The 17,164-nt window shown below is 56.4% G+C and carries 14 protein-coding genes and 2 pseudogenes; 6 read left to right on the top strand and 10 right to left on the bottom strand.

Going from position 1 to position 17,164, the window contains the following annotated elements:
* Positions 1-1,232: 1,232 nt before the first annotated feature.
* Entirely contained in the window at positions 1,233-2,309 is a 1,077-nt protein-coding gene (locus tag NF681_03535; protein UST52742.1) for a glycosyltransferase family 47 protein, read from the top strand.
* Positions 2,310-2,503: 194 nt separating this feature from the next.
* On the opposite strand, the gene NF681_03530 is transcribed toward NF681_03535, so the two are convergent.
* Positions 2,504-4,216 carry a site-specific integrase gene (locus tag NF681_03530; protein UST52741.1) on the bottom strand — a complete coding sequence of 571 codons (1,713 nt, stop codon included), beginning with the start codon at positions 4,214-4,216 and terminating at the stop codon, positions 2,504-2,506.
* Between the two features lie 320 nt (positions 4,217-4,536).
* Between NF681_03530 and NF681_03525 the strand changes: the two genes are divergently transcribed.
* Positions 4,537-4,878, top strand: coding sequence for a hypothetical protein (locus NF681_03525; GenBank protein UST52740.1), 342 nt, complete (start codon positions 4,537-4,539; stop codon positions 4,876-4,878).
* Positions 4,879-5,504: 626 nt separating this feature from the next.
* Positions 5,505-6,008 (top strand): ferritin-like domain-containing protein, encoded by a 504-nt coding sequence (locus NF681_03520; protein ID UST52739.1) that lies wholly within the window; start codon positions 5,505-5,507, stop codon positions 6,006-6,008.
* Between the two features lie 186 nt (positions 6,009-6,194).
* Here the strand turns inward: NF681_03520 and NF681_03515 are convergent, their stop codons facing one another.
* From NF681_03515 to NF681_03495, 5 genes are all read right to left on the bottom strand, one after another.
* The gene (locus NF681_03515) at positions 6,195-6,764 is read right to left on the bottom strand and encodes a YidB family protein (protein ID UST52738.1); all 570 of its coding nucleotides are present in this window, start codon (positions 6,762-6,764) and stop codon (positions 6,195-6,197) included.
* 79 nt (positions 6,765-6,843) lie between these two features.
* Positions 6,844-7,956, bottom strand: a complete 1,113-nt coding sequence (locus tag NF681_03510) for a YsnF/AvaK domain-containing protein (GenBank protein UST52737.1) — start codon at positions 7,954-7,956, stop codon at positions 6,844-6,846.
* A gap of 77 nt (positions 7,957-8,033) precedes the next feature.
* Positions 8,034-8,489 carry a YsnF/AvaK domain-containing protein gene (locus tag NF681_03505; GenBank protein ID UST52736.1) on the bottom strand — a complete coding sequence of 152 codons (456 nt, stop codon included), beginning with the start codon at positions 8,487-8,489 and terminating at the stop codon, positions 8,034-8,036.
* A 39-nt stretch (positions 8,490-8,528) separates the two neighbouring features.
* Positions 8,529-9,011: a hypothetical protein gene (locus tag NF681_03500; protein UST52735.1), complete on the bottom strand. Its 483-nt coding sequence runs from the start codon at positions 9,009-9,011 to the stop codon at positions 8,529-8,531.
* A 574-nt stretch (positions 9,012-9,585) separates the two neighbouring features.
* Positions 9,586-11,088, bottom strand: coding sequence for an iron-containing redox enzyme family protein (locus NF681_03495; GenBank protein UST52734.1), 1,503 nt, complete (start codon positions 11,086-11,088; stop codon positions 9,586-9,588).
* A 440-nt stretch (positions 11,089-11,528) separates the two neighbouring features.
* Between NF681_03495 and NF681_03490 the strand changes: the two genes are divergently transcribed.
* Entirely contained in the window at positions 11,529-12,512 is a 984-nt protein-coding gene (locus tag NF681_03490; protein UST52890.1) for a chemotaxis protein CheB, read from the top strand.
* A 357-nt stretch (positions 12,513-12,869) separates the two neighbouring features.
* Here NF681_03490 and NF681_03485 read toward each other — a convergent pair whose 3' ends face one another.
* Complete coding sequence (locus NF681_03485) at positions 12,870-13,448, bottom strand: DUF3455 domain-containing protein (GenBank protein ID UST52733.1); 579 nt, start codon at positions 13,446-13,448, stop codon at positions 12,870-12,872.
* Positions 13,449-13,910: 462 nt separating this feature from the next.
* On the opposite strand from NF681_03485, the pseudogene NF681_03480 reads away from it, so the two are divergent.
* A pseudogene (locus tag NF681_03480) lies at positions 13,911-14,618 on the top strand (Crp/Fnr family transcriptional regulator).
* A gap of 177 nt (positions 14,619-14,795) precedes the next feature.
* Complete coding sequence (locus NF681_03475; GenBank protein UST52732.1) at positions 14,796-15,029, top strand: hypothetical protein; 234 nt, start codon at positions 14,796-14,798, stop codon at positions 15,027-15,029.
* 1,048 nt (positions 15,030-16,077) lie between these two features.
* On the opposite strand, the pseudogene NF681_03470 reads toward NF681_03475, so the two are convergent.
* From NF681_03470 to NF681_03460, 3 genes and pseudogenes are all read right to left on the bottom strand, one after another.
* A pseudogene (locus NF681_03470) lies at positions 16,078-16,257 on the bottom strand (transposase).
* A 138-nt stretch (positions 16,258-16,395) separates the two neighbouring features.
* Positions 16,396-16,647, bottom strand: coding sequence for a hypothetical protein (locus NF681_03465; protein ID UST52731.1), 252 nt, complete (start codon positions 16,645-16,647; stop codon positions 16,396-16,398).
* A 250-nt stretch (positions 16,648-16,897) separates the two neighbouring features.
* Positions 16,898-17,164, bottom strand: a complete 267-nt coding sequence (locus tag NF681_03460) for an NAD(P)H-binding protein (GenBank protein ID UST52730.1) — start codon at positions 17,162-17,164, stop codon at positions 16,898-16,900.

Below are 17,164 nucleotides of genomic sequence, written 5' to 3'. Positions count from 1 at the left end.
ATGGCTGTTCTTGCAGTCGCGCGAGTTTCTTGCAACCCTCTCGCTGCCGTGCCAGTCATAGCTCTATCAATGATTAAAGGATCGGACCCGTCGATGACAGATGCCCAACGCCAAGTGCCACCGTTCTCGAACACATCGACTTGAACTTGGCGTTGAAGATAGAAAAATGAGTGACGCATGACCTGCTCTGTTGTGGAAGGACCTTCACGCTCTGCAGGTGCCAGTCGTGGGCGTTATTTTCGACGTAACGTGCGATGTCACGGTTTGACTTCTGCAAGACACGTACCAGCCCTGCTGGCCTGAGCGATCATTGAGCGCGTACCTTGGCGCAGATCGAATTAGCACGCACGTTCGTGCACAAACGCATGCTTTTCAGAGGCTTACCCTCCATTCCTCTGGCTCAACCGACTGCTGTGCGTCTGAATATCGAGTCAACGCGCCAAATTTATCACAAAATGAGTACTTTGGTGCTATTCATGTAGTACGATGCTGACATGAAATCGCGCAGTTATTCCTCTAGCTTTGTACCAGTGGGTCAACAAGGCAAAAACTTGCCACGTGGTTTCTTCCACTCAGTTACTCCCCCCTGAGACGCAGGTCGCCTAAGCAGAGAACCGGTTGTTTCGAACGCGCCGCAACCCATTGGGCGCGTTTCATCCCATCTGTTCGTTGAAGTAGACCGACGTCTCGTTGGGCAAGTTCTGAGCCAGTGCCAATGCTTGTTTCATTTACATGCGTGAACGCAGCACAGGCGCGGCTTTACTAGCGCCAATTCTTAGCAAATCTATCTTTTAATGTCCTGACCTTGACAATCTGGATGATTGGTTGAGGTTTAGATACCAAAAAAATTATCCAAAAGAAGATGAAAAAGTTTATTTTTCAAGCGCAGAAAAAATCTGTTGCATTACAAAATAAATCAAGCCGTAGTTTAATCATCCTAAGCTGGATGTGGCGGCACTCGGCATACTTTTTATATCTTTCGTACTTTCTATTTTGTTTGGCTTTTTTATAAGAATGGATATCGATTAAATGCTCGTCGGTTAAGGAAAGTTTATCATTTTTAACTGCCATGGTTGGGCATATAAAATTGGTGTGAGTGCAGTTCTGAAATGCAAGCCGCACTCTATCCATAGAACTTTACGCAACGGTTCCCGGGAATATAATCAAAGATATGGATTCTCAAAGACAGTTTTCCTTGTAAAAATCATATTCTGCAGGCGTTTTTGAACTGCATGGAAACCTCTTCGAATGCTGTAGACGGCCACTGTTTTCAACTCAAAAAGGCGCTTATGATTTTTCTGCATGTTGCTGGCTGTTCCCACCAAGATCACTATCGTGAGTTGACTGACATTCTCCAGCAGTTCGAAAACGTCATTTTGACAGCCGATCCTGCACAAGCAGACATCATTATTTTGAGTGATGGCACCCCCAGATCGATTAGAAAGATCGAGGCTTACAAGAGATTTCCGAAGAAATGCGTAGCGATTTCAGATTCAGATGTCACCGACTTCTACATTCCGGCACTCTATGCATCCAACCACACCACATTCCTGTCTCGGCATCGGGCGCTGACCTGCAGTCCCTACACCTCCCTCTTTGCCGCCCAAGGCAAACGCAACATGTGGATCGACAGATTGATCGATGAGCCGATGCAGAAAGATTTTCTCTATAGCTTCATCGGGGGCAGCACCTCGATGCTGCGCAAACGTATTTTCCGGCACTACAAATCAACTGATCAGGCGGACGTCAAGGTCGCGCCGACCGACTTCTATCAGCATTGGTCACACGACGCGGGCGGCAAGGTCGACAAGAGCGCTCAACAACGCGTCTACATCGAAACGATGAGAGCCTCAAAGTTTGCCTTGTGTCCACGAGGCGCCAGCCCGTCGAGCATTCGCATGTTCGAAGCCATGGAACTGGGCGTCGCACCGGTGGTGATGGCAGACGGCTGGCTTCCACCCAAAGGCATCGACTTGAGCTTTTGTTTGTTTGTCAAAGAAAGCCAGCTTGCCCAACTCGATGCGATCGTTCGTTCGCACGAGGACGAATGGCAACAACGTGGCGCGCTAGCGCGCCTGACATTCAACGCAAATTTTGGACCCATTTCACTCGGTCACACGCTGGAGCAACAGTTCCGACAACTCCAGAGTCAACGCAGCGATTTTCGCGAGCAGCTGATCCATGCGATCTATCCTGCTTGGACAGCCTATACCGTTGGCAAAGCCATGGCGCGCAGGCAACTTCGCGCCCTGGTGTTGGCAGCCTTTCGGCGCGCAGGGCGTAGTTTTCCCTACGAACTCAATCGCTGACCTCGATTGAACCTTCCGATCCTTCGCACAAATCTAATCGAAGCACCGCAATGGCGACGTTGGACGCAATTTGAAAAATTGTTTCCCAGCGTTTTCAAGCAAAGGCGAGGGAGCGCGGGCGTTAAGTGTCTTGCAGACGTGTGCAGTTCATAGTGCTGCTTCAGGCGGTTGCAATCACAGCGCTCCAGTAAGCCTCAAGAAAACGCCTTGCCCAACTCATCGACCCTCCGCTTGATCGGCGCGCGCCCATAGATCGCCGTGGTGGTCTGAATGCTGGCGTGGCCCATTTGGGCCTGGATCACGTCCAAGGGCACGTTGCGTGCAATGGCGAGCGTGCCGAAGGTGTGACGCAGCCAGTGCGTCGTCGCACCGGCGAGCTTGGCGCGCTCGTGCATCGGCAGTTCGGAGGCGGCCACGGCCTTGCGGATCCATCCGCGCACATGCTCGTACAGGGCTTGGTAGCCGATGGCCGTCATGGCATCGGCGGTGCTGGCCAGCAGTGGCGCCTCAGGCGGTGCGTTCTGAAGGCTTCCAAGCCCGCGATGGGCGAGGTAGGTCTGCAACGCGTCCAGGGCCTGGCCAGGGATGGCGGCGATGCGGTTTCGGGCGCCCTTGCCGTGGACCTGGATCACCCAGCCCTCGGGCTCGAACCTGAGGTCTTGTAGCTTCGCGCCGAGCAGCTCGGCCGAGCGCAGCCCGACCGCTTCCACGAAACGCAGGATGAAACGCATCCGCACGCTCGAGGCGCTCATGGGCTGATCGTCAATGAAGCGCAGCACCTCGGCCATGGCGGCTTGCGACAAGGCCTTGGTATCAAGCATCTTCTGGTCGCGGTCATCTCCGGTCTTCTTGTTGACCAGCTGCCAGGGATTGCCCGGCAGGTACTGGGCCGACTGCAGCCAGGTGAACAGGGCGTTGACGATCACCACCGCCTGACGGTGGCTGGCATGCGACAACGGGCCACGGAAGGGCGCCCAGCCCGGCTGGCCGGGACGGGCCCGCGCGCGCGAGATCCAGCGCTCGGGCACGTGCTGCAGGAACGCCATGTAGGCCGTGCAGTCCTCGATGTCCATCTGCGCGAGGCGGCGTTGGCGCTCGTGCTGCAGCCACAGCAGCAGCCGGGTGGCTTCGCGCTGGTAGGCCTTGGCGGTGGCTGTGGAGCCCGCTCGCGCGGCAATCCAGGCCCTGACGGCTTCCGCATCGGTCGACACCGCCAGCAGGCGAGGTGGGCCGGAGCTATCCGACTCTGAAGCAGCTGCAAGCGGAATAGCCAGCGCGGGCATCGTAACGAGCGCAAACAGCGGTCGATCCGCCCGCTGCGCTGCCGGCAGCAAGGTGGCCAGGTGCTGGGCGATGCGCTGGGCCTTGGCTTGGCCTACTGCCGGCAGGGTGCGGTACCAACGTCCTCCTGCAGCAATGCGGGCCTGGAGCCCGCCCAGGGAGATGATCCCCGCGGCGATGAGCTTGTCTGCCGTGCGGTCGTCGAACCACCCACCCACCAGGTCGCCGGGCTGCGGCTGCACGGCGGCAACGCCCTCGAGCCGCTGGAGCAGGGCCAGCTGGCGCTCGCGCAACCGGTGGCTGCGCGCCGTCTTGCGATCGGCAGGGAAGGCCTCCCGATAAAGCTCGAGCACCTCGGCATCGGAGAAGCCTTCCAGCCGTCCCTCCGCAAATGCTTCCAGGCTCGGCTGCGCCGTGCCCGTGGTCTTGATCGACAGGCCCACGAGGCGCCAGGGCTCGCTGCGCCGGCGCGCAATAGCGCGCACGGCGTCGACGGTCTGCTGGTGGGCTGAGCGCGCCTCGTGGCCGTGCTCGGTGCCCAGGTAGCGCGCGGCGCTCTCGACGACGTCTAGGCCTTCGGCTACAGCGCGCAGGTAGGCGAAGTGGTGCAGACCGATGTGACGCACGAAGTGCCGCTCCGCGGGGGAGCGCGTCGGGGAGGGCGGATTCGATAGATGAGGCACGTTTTGACGCTCCGATTTACACCTGAGATTATAAAAATAATCTTAGGTTACCACTGCCTTGGGGAGGCGCTTGAAGCGTCGTTGCGTCCCGCCAATCAACGCTAACAGCGCTCATCGCCGCGCGATCTCGCATCCCTAAACAGCATCCAGACAATAAGCCTCAGGCATCAGGGGTTGGGCAAATACTAACTCTGGCCAAGCATTTATGTAGTACTTTGGTACTCACAAACACATTGATGCTGACTGCCACATGGATTGCTTGCATGACCCAAATACTTCGCATTTGGACGTTTTGGATCCATGCTGCGATCGAAAACGAATGCCGTAACGATGTCGAGCGGATGGTGCTCCCCCGCATGCGCTTAGCGCCGGGCAACCAACGCGCCAGTGTGTTGCTCAAAGACGCAGGCGATGGCACCTTCGAAGTCGTTGTGCTGTCGGTCTGGGAGTCACTCGACCACATCAAGGCCTTTGTCGGACTCAACTACCTCCAGCCGACGATTCCCCCATCTCACTTGAGCAAGGTGTTTAACAAGGAACGTGCTGTCCATCATTACGCGATGAACGACATCCCAGCGTCATTTCGCGGTTGGACACTCACGTGAGTCGACCAACTGAGGTTACTCATCAGCATGGTACTCAGCAGAGTTCATCTTTGTTCTATTGACAAAAAATTTCGCAGGTTCTGCCCATGATGAAAGCGTTTCCGTTTTGAATCGGCGGCATCATTGGCAAGGTTCTCCTTAAAGGTGATTTTCACCTCCAGCTTGCCTGCTGATCTAACAAGGTCAGCAGGTTTTTTTATGATTTGATTTTTTGATTGGCATTGCAGATGGCATCCTGACCAACCAAAAATCAACATGCAAGAATATTTATCATTAACTGAATTTATGAATCTCGATGATCAAGCATTGCAGCGACTGATCACATTCAGGCGTAATCAGGTGCGGTGTGGAAGTCATGAAGCGCAAGGAATCCTCTATGCATTTGAAGCCGAAATGACGAGACGGCGCATTTCTTGTTCCCTCGGCGCCAATAATTCGGCTTTAAATTTAATCATGGAAATCTGATATAAGCAGAAAGCACTCATTTCTTACTGCCTGACGCGATTATCTCCGACATGTCAAAGGGCAACTGTATCTAAAACGAGGGTTGTAATTTGATAGTTGTCATGGAAATCGAACTTTGGCGCTAACGTTTGCATCCTAATTTTATCTAAAGGAATTTCTTCATGTCAGTCCCTGAAAATCTGCAAGACCTCTACATCGACGAACTCAAGGACCTCTGGTCGGCCAACGACCAGATGTTGAAATTCGTCAAGAAAATCACCACCAAGACGTCGGACAAGAGCCTCAAGGAAATGCTGATGAAATCCCAAGAAGGGATTGTGAAGCACACAGCAATTCTGAAGGAACTCATCAGCTCCAACAACGAAAAGGTGTCAAAAGAGCATTACAAGGGCATGCAAGGTCTGGTTGCCGAAGCCGTGAAGCACACGACTGAAGAAGCACCCAAGAAGGGCCCGGTGCTCGATGCCTTGATCATTGCTCAGTACCAACGCATGACTCATTATGGCATCGCTGGTTTCGGTACTGCTGCTGCTTATGCCCAGGCATTGAGTCTGGAAGATGACAAGAAGGCTCTGGACTTGGCAGTGAAAGAAATGTACAGCGGTGATCAGTACGGCAGCAAGTTGGCAGAAACGACGGTGAACTTAGCTGCAAAAGATGAGTAAAAATCGTAGCTGATTAGGTAAAATATCAATCAGTGCAAAATCGCCTGACTGAGCGTTTCCAATAAATAAAAAAAGGGACGGATCGATTCCGTCCTTTTTTGTTTCAATGTCTTTTGAAAAGTAATGTCTAGAAAGAACCTTATGGCAAGATTTGGAAATCGGCTTTTATGTTTTGAAAGCTAATTTTCAATCGCGTTGAGAATTCATTCGTTTCATAAACTCATCAACGCTGGAAGACATGTGTTCCAGACTGGGCACCTGGCCTTGAGGTGTGAAGTGATCCACCATGCTCGGCAATAGCTCACTTAAGCCATGACGTGCGTCCTCCGTGTTGACGCCGGCCTGTTGAGCAATCTGCGCGATCTGATCTTCACCGAAGACATCACTCACGGCCTGTGGCGACAACGCTTCATTCGACCCAGTGCCGATCCAGGAATTGGCCTGTGAGCCGTAGCCCTTGTGAGTGAATTGCTCGATCAGCGAGCCCAACCCGCCCATCCCTGCGGCGCCACCTAGTCCGCCTAAGCCTCCAGCGCCACTCGATGAGGCACCACCCATGCCAGGGATGCTGCCCAAGCCGCCCAAGCCGCCCAAGCCACCTGTTGCTCCGGCGCTTCCTCCGCGGTTAGTCAGCATGCCAATCACCACGGGCAGCAATGCCATTAAGACGCTGCTCCCGATGCCGGTGTTGCGTTGTTGCGAGCCAGCATTTATGCCACCAGCAGCACTGCCCAAAATCTGATCCAACAAACCCATCTTGATCTCCTCGAGACGTATTCAATGTGCGTAGGTGGCGAACTGTGCGGGTGGCACAGTTCGCTTCGACACCGTTGCTTTACAGCGCCTTCTTGCTCTTGGGATCGACCGTGGGGTCGATCTCTTCGGCAACGCCCTTGCCCGCCAGACCGCCTGCGACTGCGCCAACGGCAGCGCCGATGGCCGTGCCAACCGGGCCCGCGACGGTGCCAACTGCTGCTCCCGCGGCCGCGCCACCGGCAAGCGCGCCAACGCCCGTGCCCACCGGATGAGCGCCGGGAGTGCCGGTGATCGGGTCACGATTGGCAGTGCCATCGGTGTAGGCGGTCGTGCCCGACAGGCCGGTCGCCGAGGCGTGGTTGCCCGTGGTGCGGGTGGCGTCGAGTTGTTGGACATCCACCTCGGTCTTGCGCACCGTGTCGCGCACGACTTCATCGCGTTCGGTAACCTGGGTGCCAATCTCGACCTCACCCACGACACGCGCCGACTTGCTCACGACGGCTTCCTCGGCCGTGCTGCGCACTTCGATCGTGCCTTCCTGGAACGCTGCGAAATCAGCTTCCGTCGCGGGACGGTCGACCACGCGGCGCTGGACTTCGGCATGCTCCTCACGCAGGTGAACGGTCTCCTCGACCGGCACTTCGACCACGCGACTGAACACGCGCACGCCGCCCTTGCCCACGGCGCGCTTGCCCACGGCCAGGTTCTCTTCGACCAGGTTCACGGTCTTGGTCTCGCCAGCGGCCACATGGGTGCCGACGGCGCTCGCAACACCTTGCGTCGCCGTGCTGGTAGCAGAGCCACCGGTCCAGCCGTCACTGCGCCACTGCTGTTCGCGCTCGTCCACATCGACCGCACCACAGTCTTCCATGATGTCGCTGATGCGTTCCATGTCGGCATCGGCAACGGCGCTGACCGTCAAGCCATAGCCACCGCGGCGGAAGGCTTCCTGGTAAGTACTTGAATGGGCGGTTGCCGCGTCGTCGCTGCCAAAGAGCGAACGAAAGAAGCCGGAGATGCCGCCTTCGTCACCTGGACGTGCAGTCACGGGCTCATCGGCCAACGCGCTGCTGCTTGCACTCGAATCGCTCCCCGTGACCTGGCCCGGCGAGAAGCCGGCTGCCACAAGACGCGTGCGAGCCTGCTCGGCAGCGGCGCGGGTATCAAACATGCCAACCAATACTGAGTTCATGGGGTCTACTTCTTAAGATGAGAGGAAAAAGCAGCCTCGGACAGAGGCTGTGAAGGACTGGCTGTTGAGCCAGACGGCTAGAGCTTCTCGCTCACCGGCGGGACGCCGGGTTCAAGTCGCTCGATGGCGACGTTCTCGCTGCGAAGCGAAAACGTCTGGGGATGACGGGTGACCGATTCGGTGCGACGGATGTGGAGCTCCTCTTTGAGCATCAGGCGCTTTTCGGTGACCAGAACTTCTTCGACGACCGACACGATCCAGGTGTTGCCCTCCTGTCGAGAGGCCGGTACTTCCATTGACGGCAACAGGCGGCCGATGATTCGACGCTCGACGTCGACCGTATGAGCCACCAAGGGCTCGTCCACGACTTCTTCGCGGACGTCCACGCTCTTGACGATTCGATAGCCACCCTGGTCGACCACACGCTTGTCGACGACCAAGGATTCTTCGATCACTGGAACGACGCGCGCCATGTCCAGGGAGGTCGCAGGCGAAGAAGGCAGGATGCCCTCGTTCTGAATTGGCTCACGCATGAGACGTGTCCGGGATGTTCATTGACGGACAGGCAAGGTTCAGCGACGACGGAAGATGCCGATCAGGGCGGCGGTGAGTACCGCACTGCCGATCGCCGTGTAGGTCACCGCACGCACCGGGTCCTCGTGGATGTAATCGCTGGCCGTGCTTTTCGCGGTGTCGATGCGCTCCTGAACCTGACGCACCTTCGCGCCGGCCACATTGATGGCGGACTTGGCCACAGCGCTGGTGGCTTCGATGGCTTTTTGGCCTGATTGCTGCACTTTGTCGGCTAGGCGCGAGCCTACGTCCTTGGCATCGTCCACAGTGTCCACCACCTCGCCCTTGACCTCCTGTGCCTTGTCGGCAACTTGGTCCTTGGTTTCTTCAGCTGCCTGGGCAAATTGTCCGGTCGCTCGCTCGACATCCTTGCGGACCTCGGCCGACGATGCGGTCGCCAGAGTACGTGGCTCCTGAGGAAGACTGAGCGAGGCGTTCGAAGTTTTGCTGGAGGACAGCAGAGCGTTGGATTTTTGATTCATGACGAGTCCAGGGAACCTCAGGAAAAATGCTTAGACATGTGCACTAAAGCATTCATCGTGGATGACGCCGAAAGTCAGTCCGTGCAACTAAACGCCTTCGCTTTGTCAGAGATTGGCCCGCTGCTTCTGCCTGCAAAATTTAACGGCTGGGTGTCGGCGCCGCTGATAGCTTCGCCTGAGAGGACCGACGCTGTGTTGGACGGGTCTGCTGACCTGAACTCTCGCCGTAACCGCGACGGCCTGCGTGCAAGCATCAGCCATGACTACCGTGATGGGTGGCGGTGCCAGCATGGTCAGCACAGTGGCGACCGTGACAGTTGGTGGTGCCGCATCCATGGCAGGACAGGCATTGCAGATGGTCAACAAGCAACGCAATCCCATTGAAGACTAAACCCAGCAGCTTTTGGCCAGAAATGGAATTCCTGCGGTTCAATCAGACGCCATCTAAGACAACGCCAACGCCAACGCCAGCGTCGACGCGGTAACGGTTTTGGCCGCAAACGAAAACAAAGGTGATTCAGTGTGGTCGTTTTTTCAGTTAATGCTGTGACCGTCAAAACGCGAAAGCGCTAATTCAATGCGCCGCACGCATGATCGAAGACAAATAGCGGGTGGCTTCGAGTCCCGCCGAGGTCCAATGAAGCGCAGGACCCAGGAGTCGATGCAACAGTGCACCTTGCTGCTGCGAGTCGACATGACCTGCAAGGGACCGTCGGAGTTCTGCGATTTCAGGATCAAGACTGCCTGGAGAACTGGTCAGATCGGCAAGTCTCAGGCGTTGATGGGAGGCCTCAAGCCTGCGGCGATGGCGAAAGGCATGCGCTGGACGCGGTACATCGTCCGCTTTGGTGAAACATGCACCGTCGACTGCCATGTCGCCACGGATCCAGTCGTAGATGACTTGTAGTTCGTAATCGCCAAAAACACCGAACATCGCTGCAGATTCGCCTTGAAGCATTTGCCAGAACCGGCTGGAGGCTAGATCACTGCCGCGCTGCAACCATCCTTTGCGCCCGAGGGCGTCGACGAACGCTGCTGCTCCGTCTGGCACCGCCAACCACTGGTTGACTGTCTTGCCTTCAATGCGGCAGTAGTCGGAATGCACGGCCGCTCCTTCAGCGGCCCGGTGCTGGATGATCCGCACGAATTCAGCGTGAAGATCAAACGACGCGATGGCATCCGTGGTACTCCATCCGACGGCGCTCAAGCGGTAGCCGTCTTCAAGCCTCTTCCAAAACGTTGTCTTGTCGGCCGCTGCTGAAAAGGCTTCAACGGCCGACCGCACGGCACGTCGTGCGTGACCACCAGCGGCGTTGTCCACGGTAACGTGCAATGAAAAATACGTGGGATCGATTCCGAGTTCGTCCAACTCGTAAGCGGTGATCAGCAAATGCAACGGCAGTTGCTCATAGCCGAGATTGAAGCCGATGACTTCCGGGAGCATCGTGTCGGTGCAAACTGCAAGTGAAAGCTGCAATGCACCTTGGACATAGGAAGCATCGGCTTGGTCACGCCAGTCAATGATGCCCAGGGAATCCATCAAGCGTTGATACAACAGCACATGATTCTTGGCCGGATCGCCATCACCGAGTTCCTCGACATAGGTGAAGATGAGGTCGCTCAAGCGGGGGTTGCCCATGTCTTTCAACAGGCCGTAAAGCCAAGCGCCGTCAACCAGCTTGGTGGGTGCTACCGAGCGAAGAAAATACAGCGCATGAGCGCGACTGGTGAAGTATTGTCTGGGCGCGCCACCTTTTCTCCTGGCAAGGTAGTCGCGATAACGCAGGCCCGTATCCGCCAAGCCTGCTTGAAGCCAGCCTTCGAGTTCATCCGGCGTAGCAGGCAGATCACTTCCCTTGCAGCGTGATGCGTCGCGCCAGTGGTCAATGAATGTCTGAGCAGCTTGCCTCGCATGGAGAGCTGGTGTTGCGTTCGCGTCCCAGAGTTGTTCGTAGAGTGCCTTTGCCCTGTTGAGTCCCGTTTCTCTACTGTCTGCCGCACGGCTGGCGCAGAACTTGGGGACATCCCTACTGACTCGGTTCGAGACCGCTCGAAGCGCTTCAGATTCTGGACGCATGATGTTCGTATGACGTACCGATAGTGCTCAACGTCATGAATGTCGAAGGCTGCCAGCAGGTTTCAAGAAAGGCAGTGCCTCCCGAGTGTGTCGGTTGGGGTCTTACTGACCTTGTTAAGTGTGCGTTTTGCAGGCTTGCTACTTGTAGAGATGTAACTCTCTTGGAACGCCCAAGGTCGTGTGAGCAAACGACGTGCCTAAGCCTGTCAGAAATAGCCATTAAAGATAGTAATGGAATACGCTTCAATTTGTATTACAAACGCATTCGACCAAATAGTTGCCATTGTGCGTTCCTGCGATCTGTCGATGTACGATCAATCGTTCTTGCTTATAGCCAGAGAACCAATACTGGCAAAAGACGTCTTTGGCAGCGTCAGAAAAATATCGGATCAATTTTTAATTTGATGGCATCAGAAAAAACAAACGCAAGTGGCACCGGAATGAAACTAGGGGTGGTCGTGATCGGTGCCTCGGCCGGGGGTGTGGGCGCCTTATCGACACTGGTTTCACAGTTGCCATCGACGTTTCCATTACCCGTTCTTGTGGTTTTGCACATTGGCAGTCACCACAGCGTCCTGCCTGAGATCCTGTCCTCACGTGGTCCATTGCCCGCAGCCCGTGCGAAGCACGGAGAATGCTTGCTGGCCGGTCGCATCTACGTGGCACCGCCAGACCATCATTTGCTCGTCGAGAACGGTCATGTCCGACTGACCAAGGGACCCAAAGAGCATTTCACCCGGCCCGCCATCGATCCGTTGTTCGTGTCAGCCGCCTTGAGCTACGGTCCCGCCGCGGTGGGGGTGGTCTTGACCGGTACCATGGACGATGGGACGGCGGGTCTGCAGGCGATCAAGGAATGTGGGGGATTGACCGTGGTACAGGATCCCGACGATGCACTGGAGCCGAGCATGCCGCGCAGCGCGCTCAAGCATGTGCACATCGACCACTGCGGGCCGATCAACGGCATGGCCGATGTGCTGAGCACGCTGGCCATGCACACCTCGGACATGTCACCGGAACAACCCTCGCACCTGTTGCATGAGCAGGCTTTGGCCCTGGCGCAGGGAGATCCCGTGGAGCATTTGAGCGCCATAGCGAGTCCGAGCACGTTCGTGTGTCCCGATTGCAGCGGCAGCCTGTGGCAGCTCGAAAGGAACAGTCCGATACGCTTTCGCTGTCATACCGGTCATGCCTACACGCTCAAGACCCTGCAGCACGCCCTCGAGGAAACCGCTGACCAAGCCCTGTGGAAGGCGGTGCGTGCGCTTCAGGAGCAAACCCTCCTGCTTGCCACCGTGGAAGCGGCTTACCGCAAGGTGGGCGAGGAGGATGAAGCGAACCAGGTTGCGCAAAGCCGGCAGTTGCTGGTCAAACAGACTGCGAACTTGCGTGCGCTCGTCGAGGACGAGCCGATCAGCTTCTAAGCGATAGGTAAAACAAGCAGGAGCAAACAGCAAAAGCAACAGCATCGCACTGAGCCGCAGCAACAGTGGCGAATGATCGAAATATGCCGGCCGTATCGCAGCGGGTGCGAACAGCGCTCATCTCTCCCATCGCATGCCAAGCTCTTGCGTCTGCTCATGCCGACACATCCATGCTTGGTCCGTAGAAGCAGGAAGCCGGATTCATTGGCGGGCCTGCAGCCGTAATGTTGCCTCGCCTGTGCGAATCTCTGACATGGCGAACCTTTTATAACGCGCTGCAAACCTATTGGCTTGAAACAGAGCCCGATATCAAGCGAGTCTCATGCCGGGACCGTTACGCGATGCTGCCGCCTTGCTTCAAGACGCCTTCCAGAAGATGTAATCGGCCTGGTACTTCACTTTCTGTTTCTGTCCCTTGAGTTCGGGCGTGCAAGGCGTGGAAACGGGTGCAACACCACCTTGCAGAGCCACACGCTGGATGTAAGTGACGCCGGTCATCATGCCGTTGCCCATGGCGGGATTGGCTTTGACGACCTGATAAGGAAGGCTGTTCGAGCCTGAAGGCGCCACAGCGAGCTGCGTGGCAGTCAACTTTGAACCGTCCGTCGATTCCCACGTGGCAGGCGGGCCGTAGTACTTGCCAACCTGCTTGCCGTTGCGATCCTTCAGCAGGGCATCAGGTCCCACGAACACCCATTCGGTCTGGCCAGCAGCGTTGGCTTTGTCACGGCACTCATATGTGATATCCCCAGTGCCAACCGTTTCCATGGCAACCCGGTTTCCAACAGGCACCTGAATTGACGGTGGAAGGGACGATTGGTTGAAGGCAGGCCCAGTCATGGACTTGTCCATGGAGCCGCAAGCTGCGAGCAACGCGGAAGCAGACAAGGCTGTCAAAACGGCAATGGAACGGTCAAAGTGTTGAGAAAAAAGCATTAAATTCTCCATTAGATGTCAGCAGCATATTTGCTGCTGCCAACTCTACCTGTCAGAAGCGATGCTAGAGGCAGTCAGTAGAAGATATATTTAACTGATAACTAATGTATACGTACGCCTGTATCGGCCCATGCGGACTGGATTACAAGTCCGCTACGTGGACACGGCTAAATTGGCAGTATTTACACGCCACTGCATATATTCGCTGACTGACGGTCAGTTTTAGTACCGGCAATGTAGGCATATGTCAATTAATGCTTTTCACTTAAATAATGACAGATCCGGCAGTCGTGACTTATCAATGTGTTGTTCATGCTGGGTTGCCACTTCAAAACCTGAGATTGACCAAGAGGAGGTTCAACATGGCGTCCTGCAGAGAAGTTGATCTCAGTCACTCAGGGGGAGGGCAGACGACGTCGGCGGTGGTCCCGCACAATCTTGGCTCGCCCAGGATGTTTTGCCATGACACCTTCTTCCTCAGGATGGACGACTAACCGCTTTCTTGCTGCCCTGGATGCGCCAGACATGGCGCGCTGGCTGCCTCATTTGCGTGCACTGGACTTGTCAGCGGGTCATGTGCTCGTGAGAGCGCATGAAAAACCTCAGCATGTCTACTTTCCCACCACGGCAATCGTTTCGCTGGTCCATCTCTAGGAAGACGGCTCGACCGTAGAGGTCGCGGTAACGGGACGGGAAGGGTTTGTTGGCGTGCCGGTCGTCACAGGCGGCGATGTCATGCCCTACCAGGCCCTCATGCAAATTCCAGGCGAGGTCTGGCAACTGCCTGCTGATTTGCTCAGGGTCGAGGTGGCTCGCGGTGGCCTCGTCCTGCGGCGACTGCTGCTCTTCGTGCAGGCCCTGTTCACCCAGGTTTCGCAAACGGCTGTTTGCAACCGCCAGCACACGCTGGACCAGCATCTGTGTCGCTGGCTGCTGCTGATGTTTGACCGGCTCGACGACCAGCGGCTGTCGATGACCCAGGAAACGATTTCGACGATGCTGGGCGTACGCCGCGAGACCGTGACCGAGGCCGCCGGTGCGCTGCAGGCGGCCGGTCTGATCCGTTACGCCCGTGGGCGCATCGATCTCGCGGACCGCCAAGGTCTAGAAGCCAGAGCATGCGAGTGCCATGCCATCGTCGCCCACGAATACCGACGGCTAATCGGCTGAAACAGGTTCTCGTCGGATGGGCCGTGTTTTGCTGCGGGTACCCGCTTCAAGGGGTCGCATGGATGCGCGAAATGCCGCGGCAACCAGCCTCATCCAGTCGTGGGTGAAGGAATCCAAGCAGCCGCCCGGATTGCCCGCCGAACTGTGGCATGTGCCGCCGCCATTTCGGGAATGACCGTGAAAAGCTCCCTTGCTGCTCAGTTCGCTGCCGAGCTTCGCGACGTGGACGATCAGGACTTAAGGCAGGAAGTCATGCGATGGCGCGTGCAAGCCCTGCGAGGTAACCTCGAAGCCCACAAGATCGCCCGCGTGCTGGAGCTGGAGGAGCTCCGACGGCTTCAACCCGGTCTCGCGACCATCCGGCCTTTCTCAGCCATTCCAGCTTCCCCGCCATGGTGGAAGTTCTGGTAGCGGCAAAATTCCCCGCAAGCTTGCGCTCAATGAAGCCGATGCTCTGCTGCAGCGACGAGCGCCAAGCTTCGAAGCACAACGCCTACGAGACCGGCCCGCATGAACTTTGATCTCGAAGCATGACTGATGCGCACGGCATGAACAGGAGCCTCGTCGTCTAGGTCCACCAAACGTCGCTGCTCCATCAGTGGATAAGACTTTGCCAATGCTGCATTGGACTCGCTGCTGCCCATGAAAAAGCTGCCCGCTGGAATTCGCACAAATGGCATGCCGATGGAGTTGCGCCAGATTCTGGCAGGTGCACGTGGAGGGCTCGCACCGGCAGAAGCTACCAGTCCGAACGACACGAACGCAGAACATAGAACATGCAATTTGGGCAAGCACATACAGTGTCCAAAAAAAAGCCAGGATCAAAATGATCTATGAGATACAGCTTAAATCTAAAAGTCTGATCGAAATTTCTACATTTTTATTCTGAAAAATGCCTTTAACAGATATTGTTATACACAATCAAAATTGTATTGATGCTTACCAAGTGAGAAAAACCGAACTAGTGTTCAGAACAATGCTCGCTTTGGCTTTGATCTGATAGATCGCTGGCGCTGCAGACGGCAACGACATCCAATGCCTACGAGTCCACGACGAGGCGATCGAGTCCTGAGACAACAAAGGTCGTCTTATCAAGGGATGTGTCACGGATCTTCGGGAAGTTTTTAATTTGGCATCACCGGACCCTGAGACCGCCGAACTAACCTCAGAATCATGCGAAAACTCAAGATTGCCTTGCTTGTGATCGGCCCTATTGGGGCGATGCTCACGATGCCGACCATTGAAGCTCTAGGCCGTCTCTCAGGCCTCCTATTTCTCGTGCTGTTCTTGGGATTCTGCGTTGTCACGTGGGTGGGGTTGATGATGGGGAAGACGGGGAAGATTTTGCGGGGCCAAGCGCCCGAAGCCAGTCCGGGGTCAACACAGCGTGCGCCGTTATCAGGTAGGTAACGACGCAGGCAGCCGTTCACATGGGCGTCGGTAGACCCCCTCCTAGGATGAAGTCGTTGGGCAGCAGTCGCCAAGGCGATCCAGCCCGCAGGATCCATCGCAGAGCGTTGAACACCTCCCGCAAGCTGTGCTCACGCTGCGGGGGCGTCCGGGTCATGAGGACAAGGTAGGGTGCAGCAAAGCTCCACTCATCATAGTTGACATCGGTCGCGTGTAGGTTTCTTGGGATGGCTCCAAGATATGAAATTGCCTAGACCCATCAAAAAAAGTTTTGAACACGCATAGGGCGATTTTGTCGACCAACGCCTTTTAAGCGTGCCTTTTTGTCTTCTCGAGCTGCTTTTCCAAACGGACTGTCAATGCAACCCTAGTCGTCCTCGACGTCACTGTCATCGAGTGTGCCTTCGGTCACGGGTCCGATGGCCTCATCGTCGACGTAGGCCATCAAAGCTTCATTGCCAGCCTCGTGCGCTTCAATCCACGACGGGTACGACGCGTCACCCGTTTCAAGATCAAGCCAGACCGCCGGATCGTCGGTGCTTTCCAGGATCACCCAAAGAAAGTGCTCCTCGTTCGAACGGTCGACAAAGACGGCGAGGCGGCGGTAATGGTCAGTCATAGTGTCAGACTTTAACTGTCAATCTGGCGCAGCTGGCCGTTGTCGTCAAGTGAGGAGGAAACAAAACGACCTCTCGTGGACGTTGCGGCTGCTTCTGCATCGCAACTAGCCGCCTCTGTCCCTAGCCTGCTGGCCATCGCGTGATCGCTCAGAGCTGTTTGCAAGCAGCCGGCATCCACGTCATCGCCTGCCGTGGCTGGTGCGGGGCCTCACGACGTCGGTGCCGCACCGGACAGACAAAGAACTGAAGTCAGTGACGCTTGTCCTTGAACGCCACCAGTTCAGTGGCATCGGAGTCGCCGGAAGGATCGACCGGAGGGTTGAGGTCGCATTGGAACGCGGCTTTCAACGACCTGAAGTCCTCGGCGTCGGCCATCGCGACCGAGGCCCCCGTGGCGCGCCAGTCCTGAGCAGCTTCGGGATGGCGGGCGCAGATGGTCACTGCTTCGCTGCGGCGCAACAAGGCGTTTGCAACCGCCGAACCGAAATTACCCGTCGCGCGCATCACCACATGCAT

It is taken from the genome of Comamonadaceae bacterium OTU4NAUVB1, from assembly GCA_024372625.1.
Classification (GTDB): domain Bacteria; phylum Pseudomonadota; class Gammaproteobacteria; order Burkholderiales; family Burkholderiaceae_C; genus Variovorax.
Note: the sequence above shows the minus strand (reverse complement) of the source record. Positions and strands in the feature narration are given on the sequence as shown.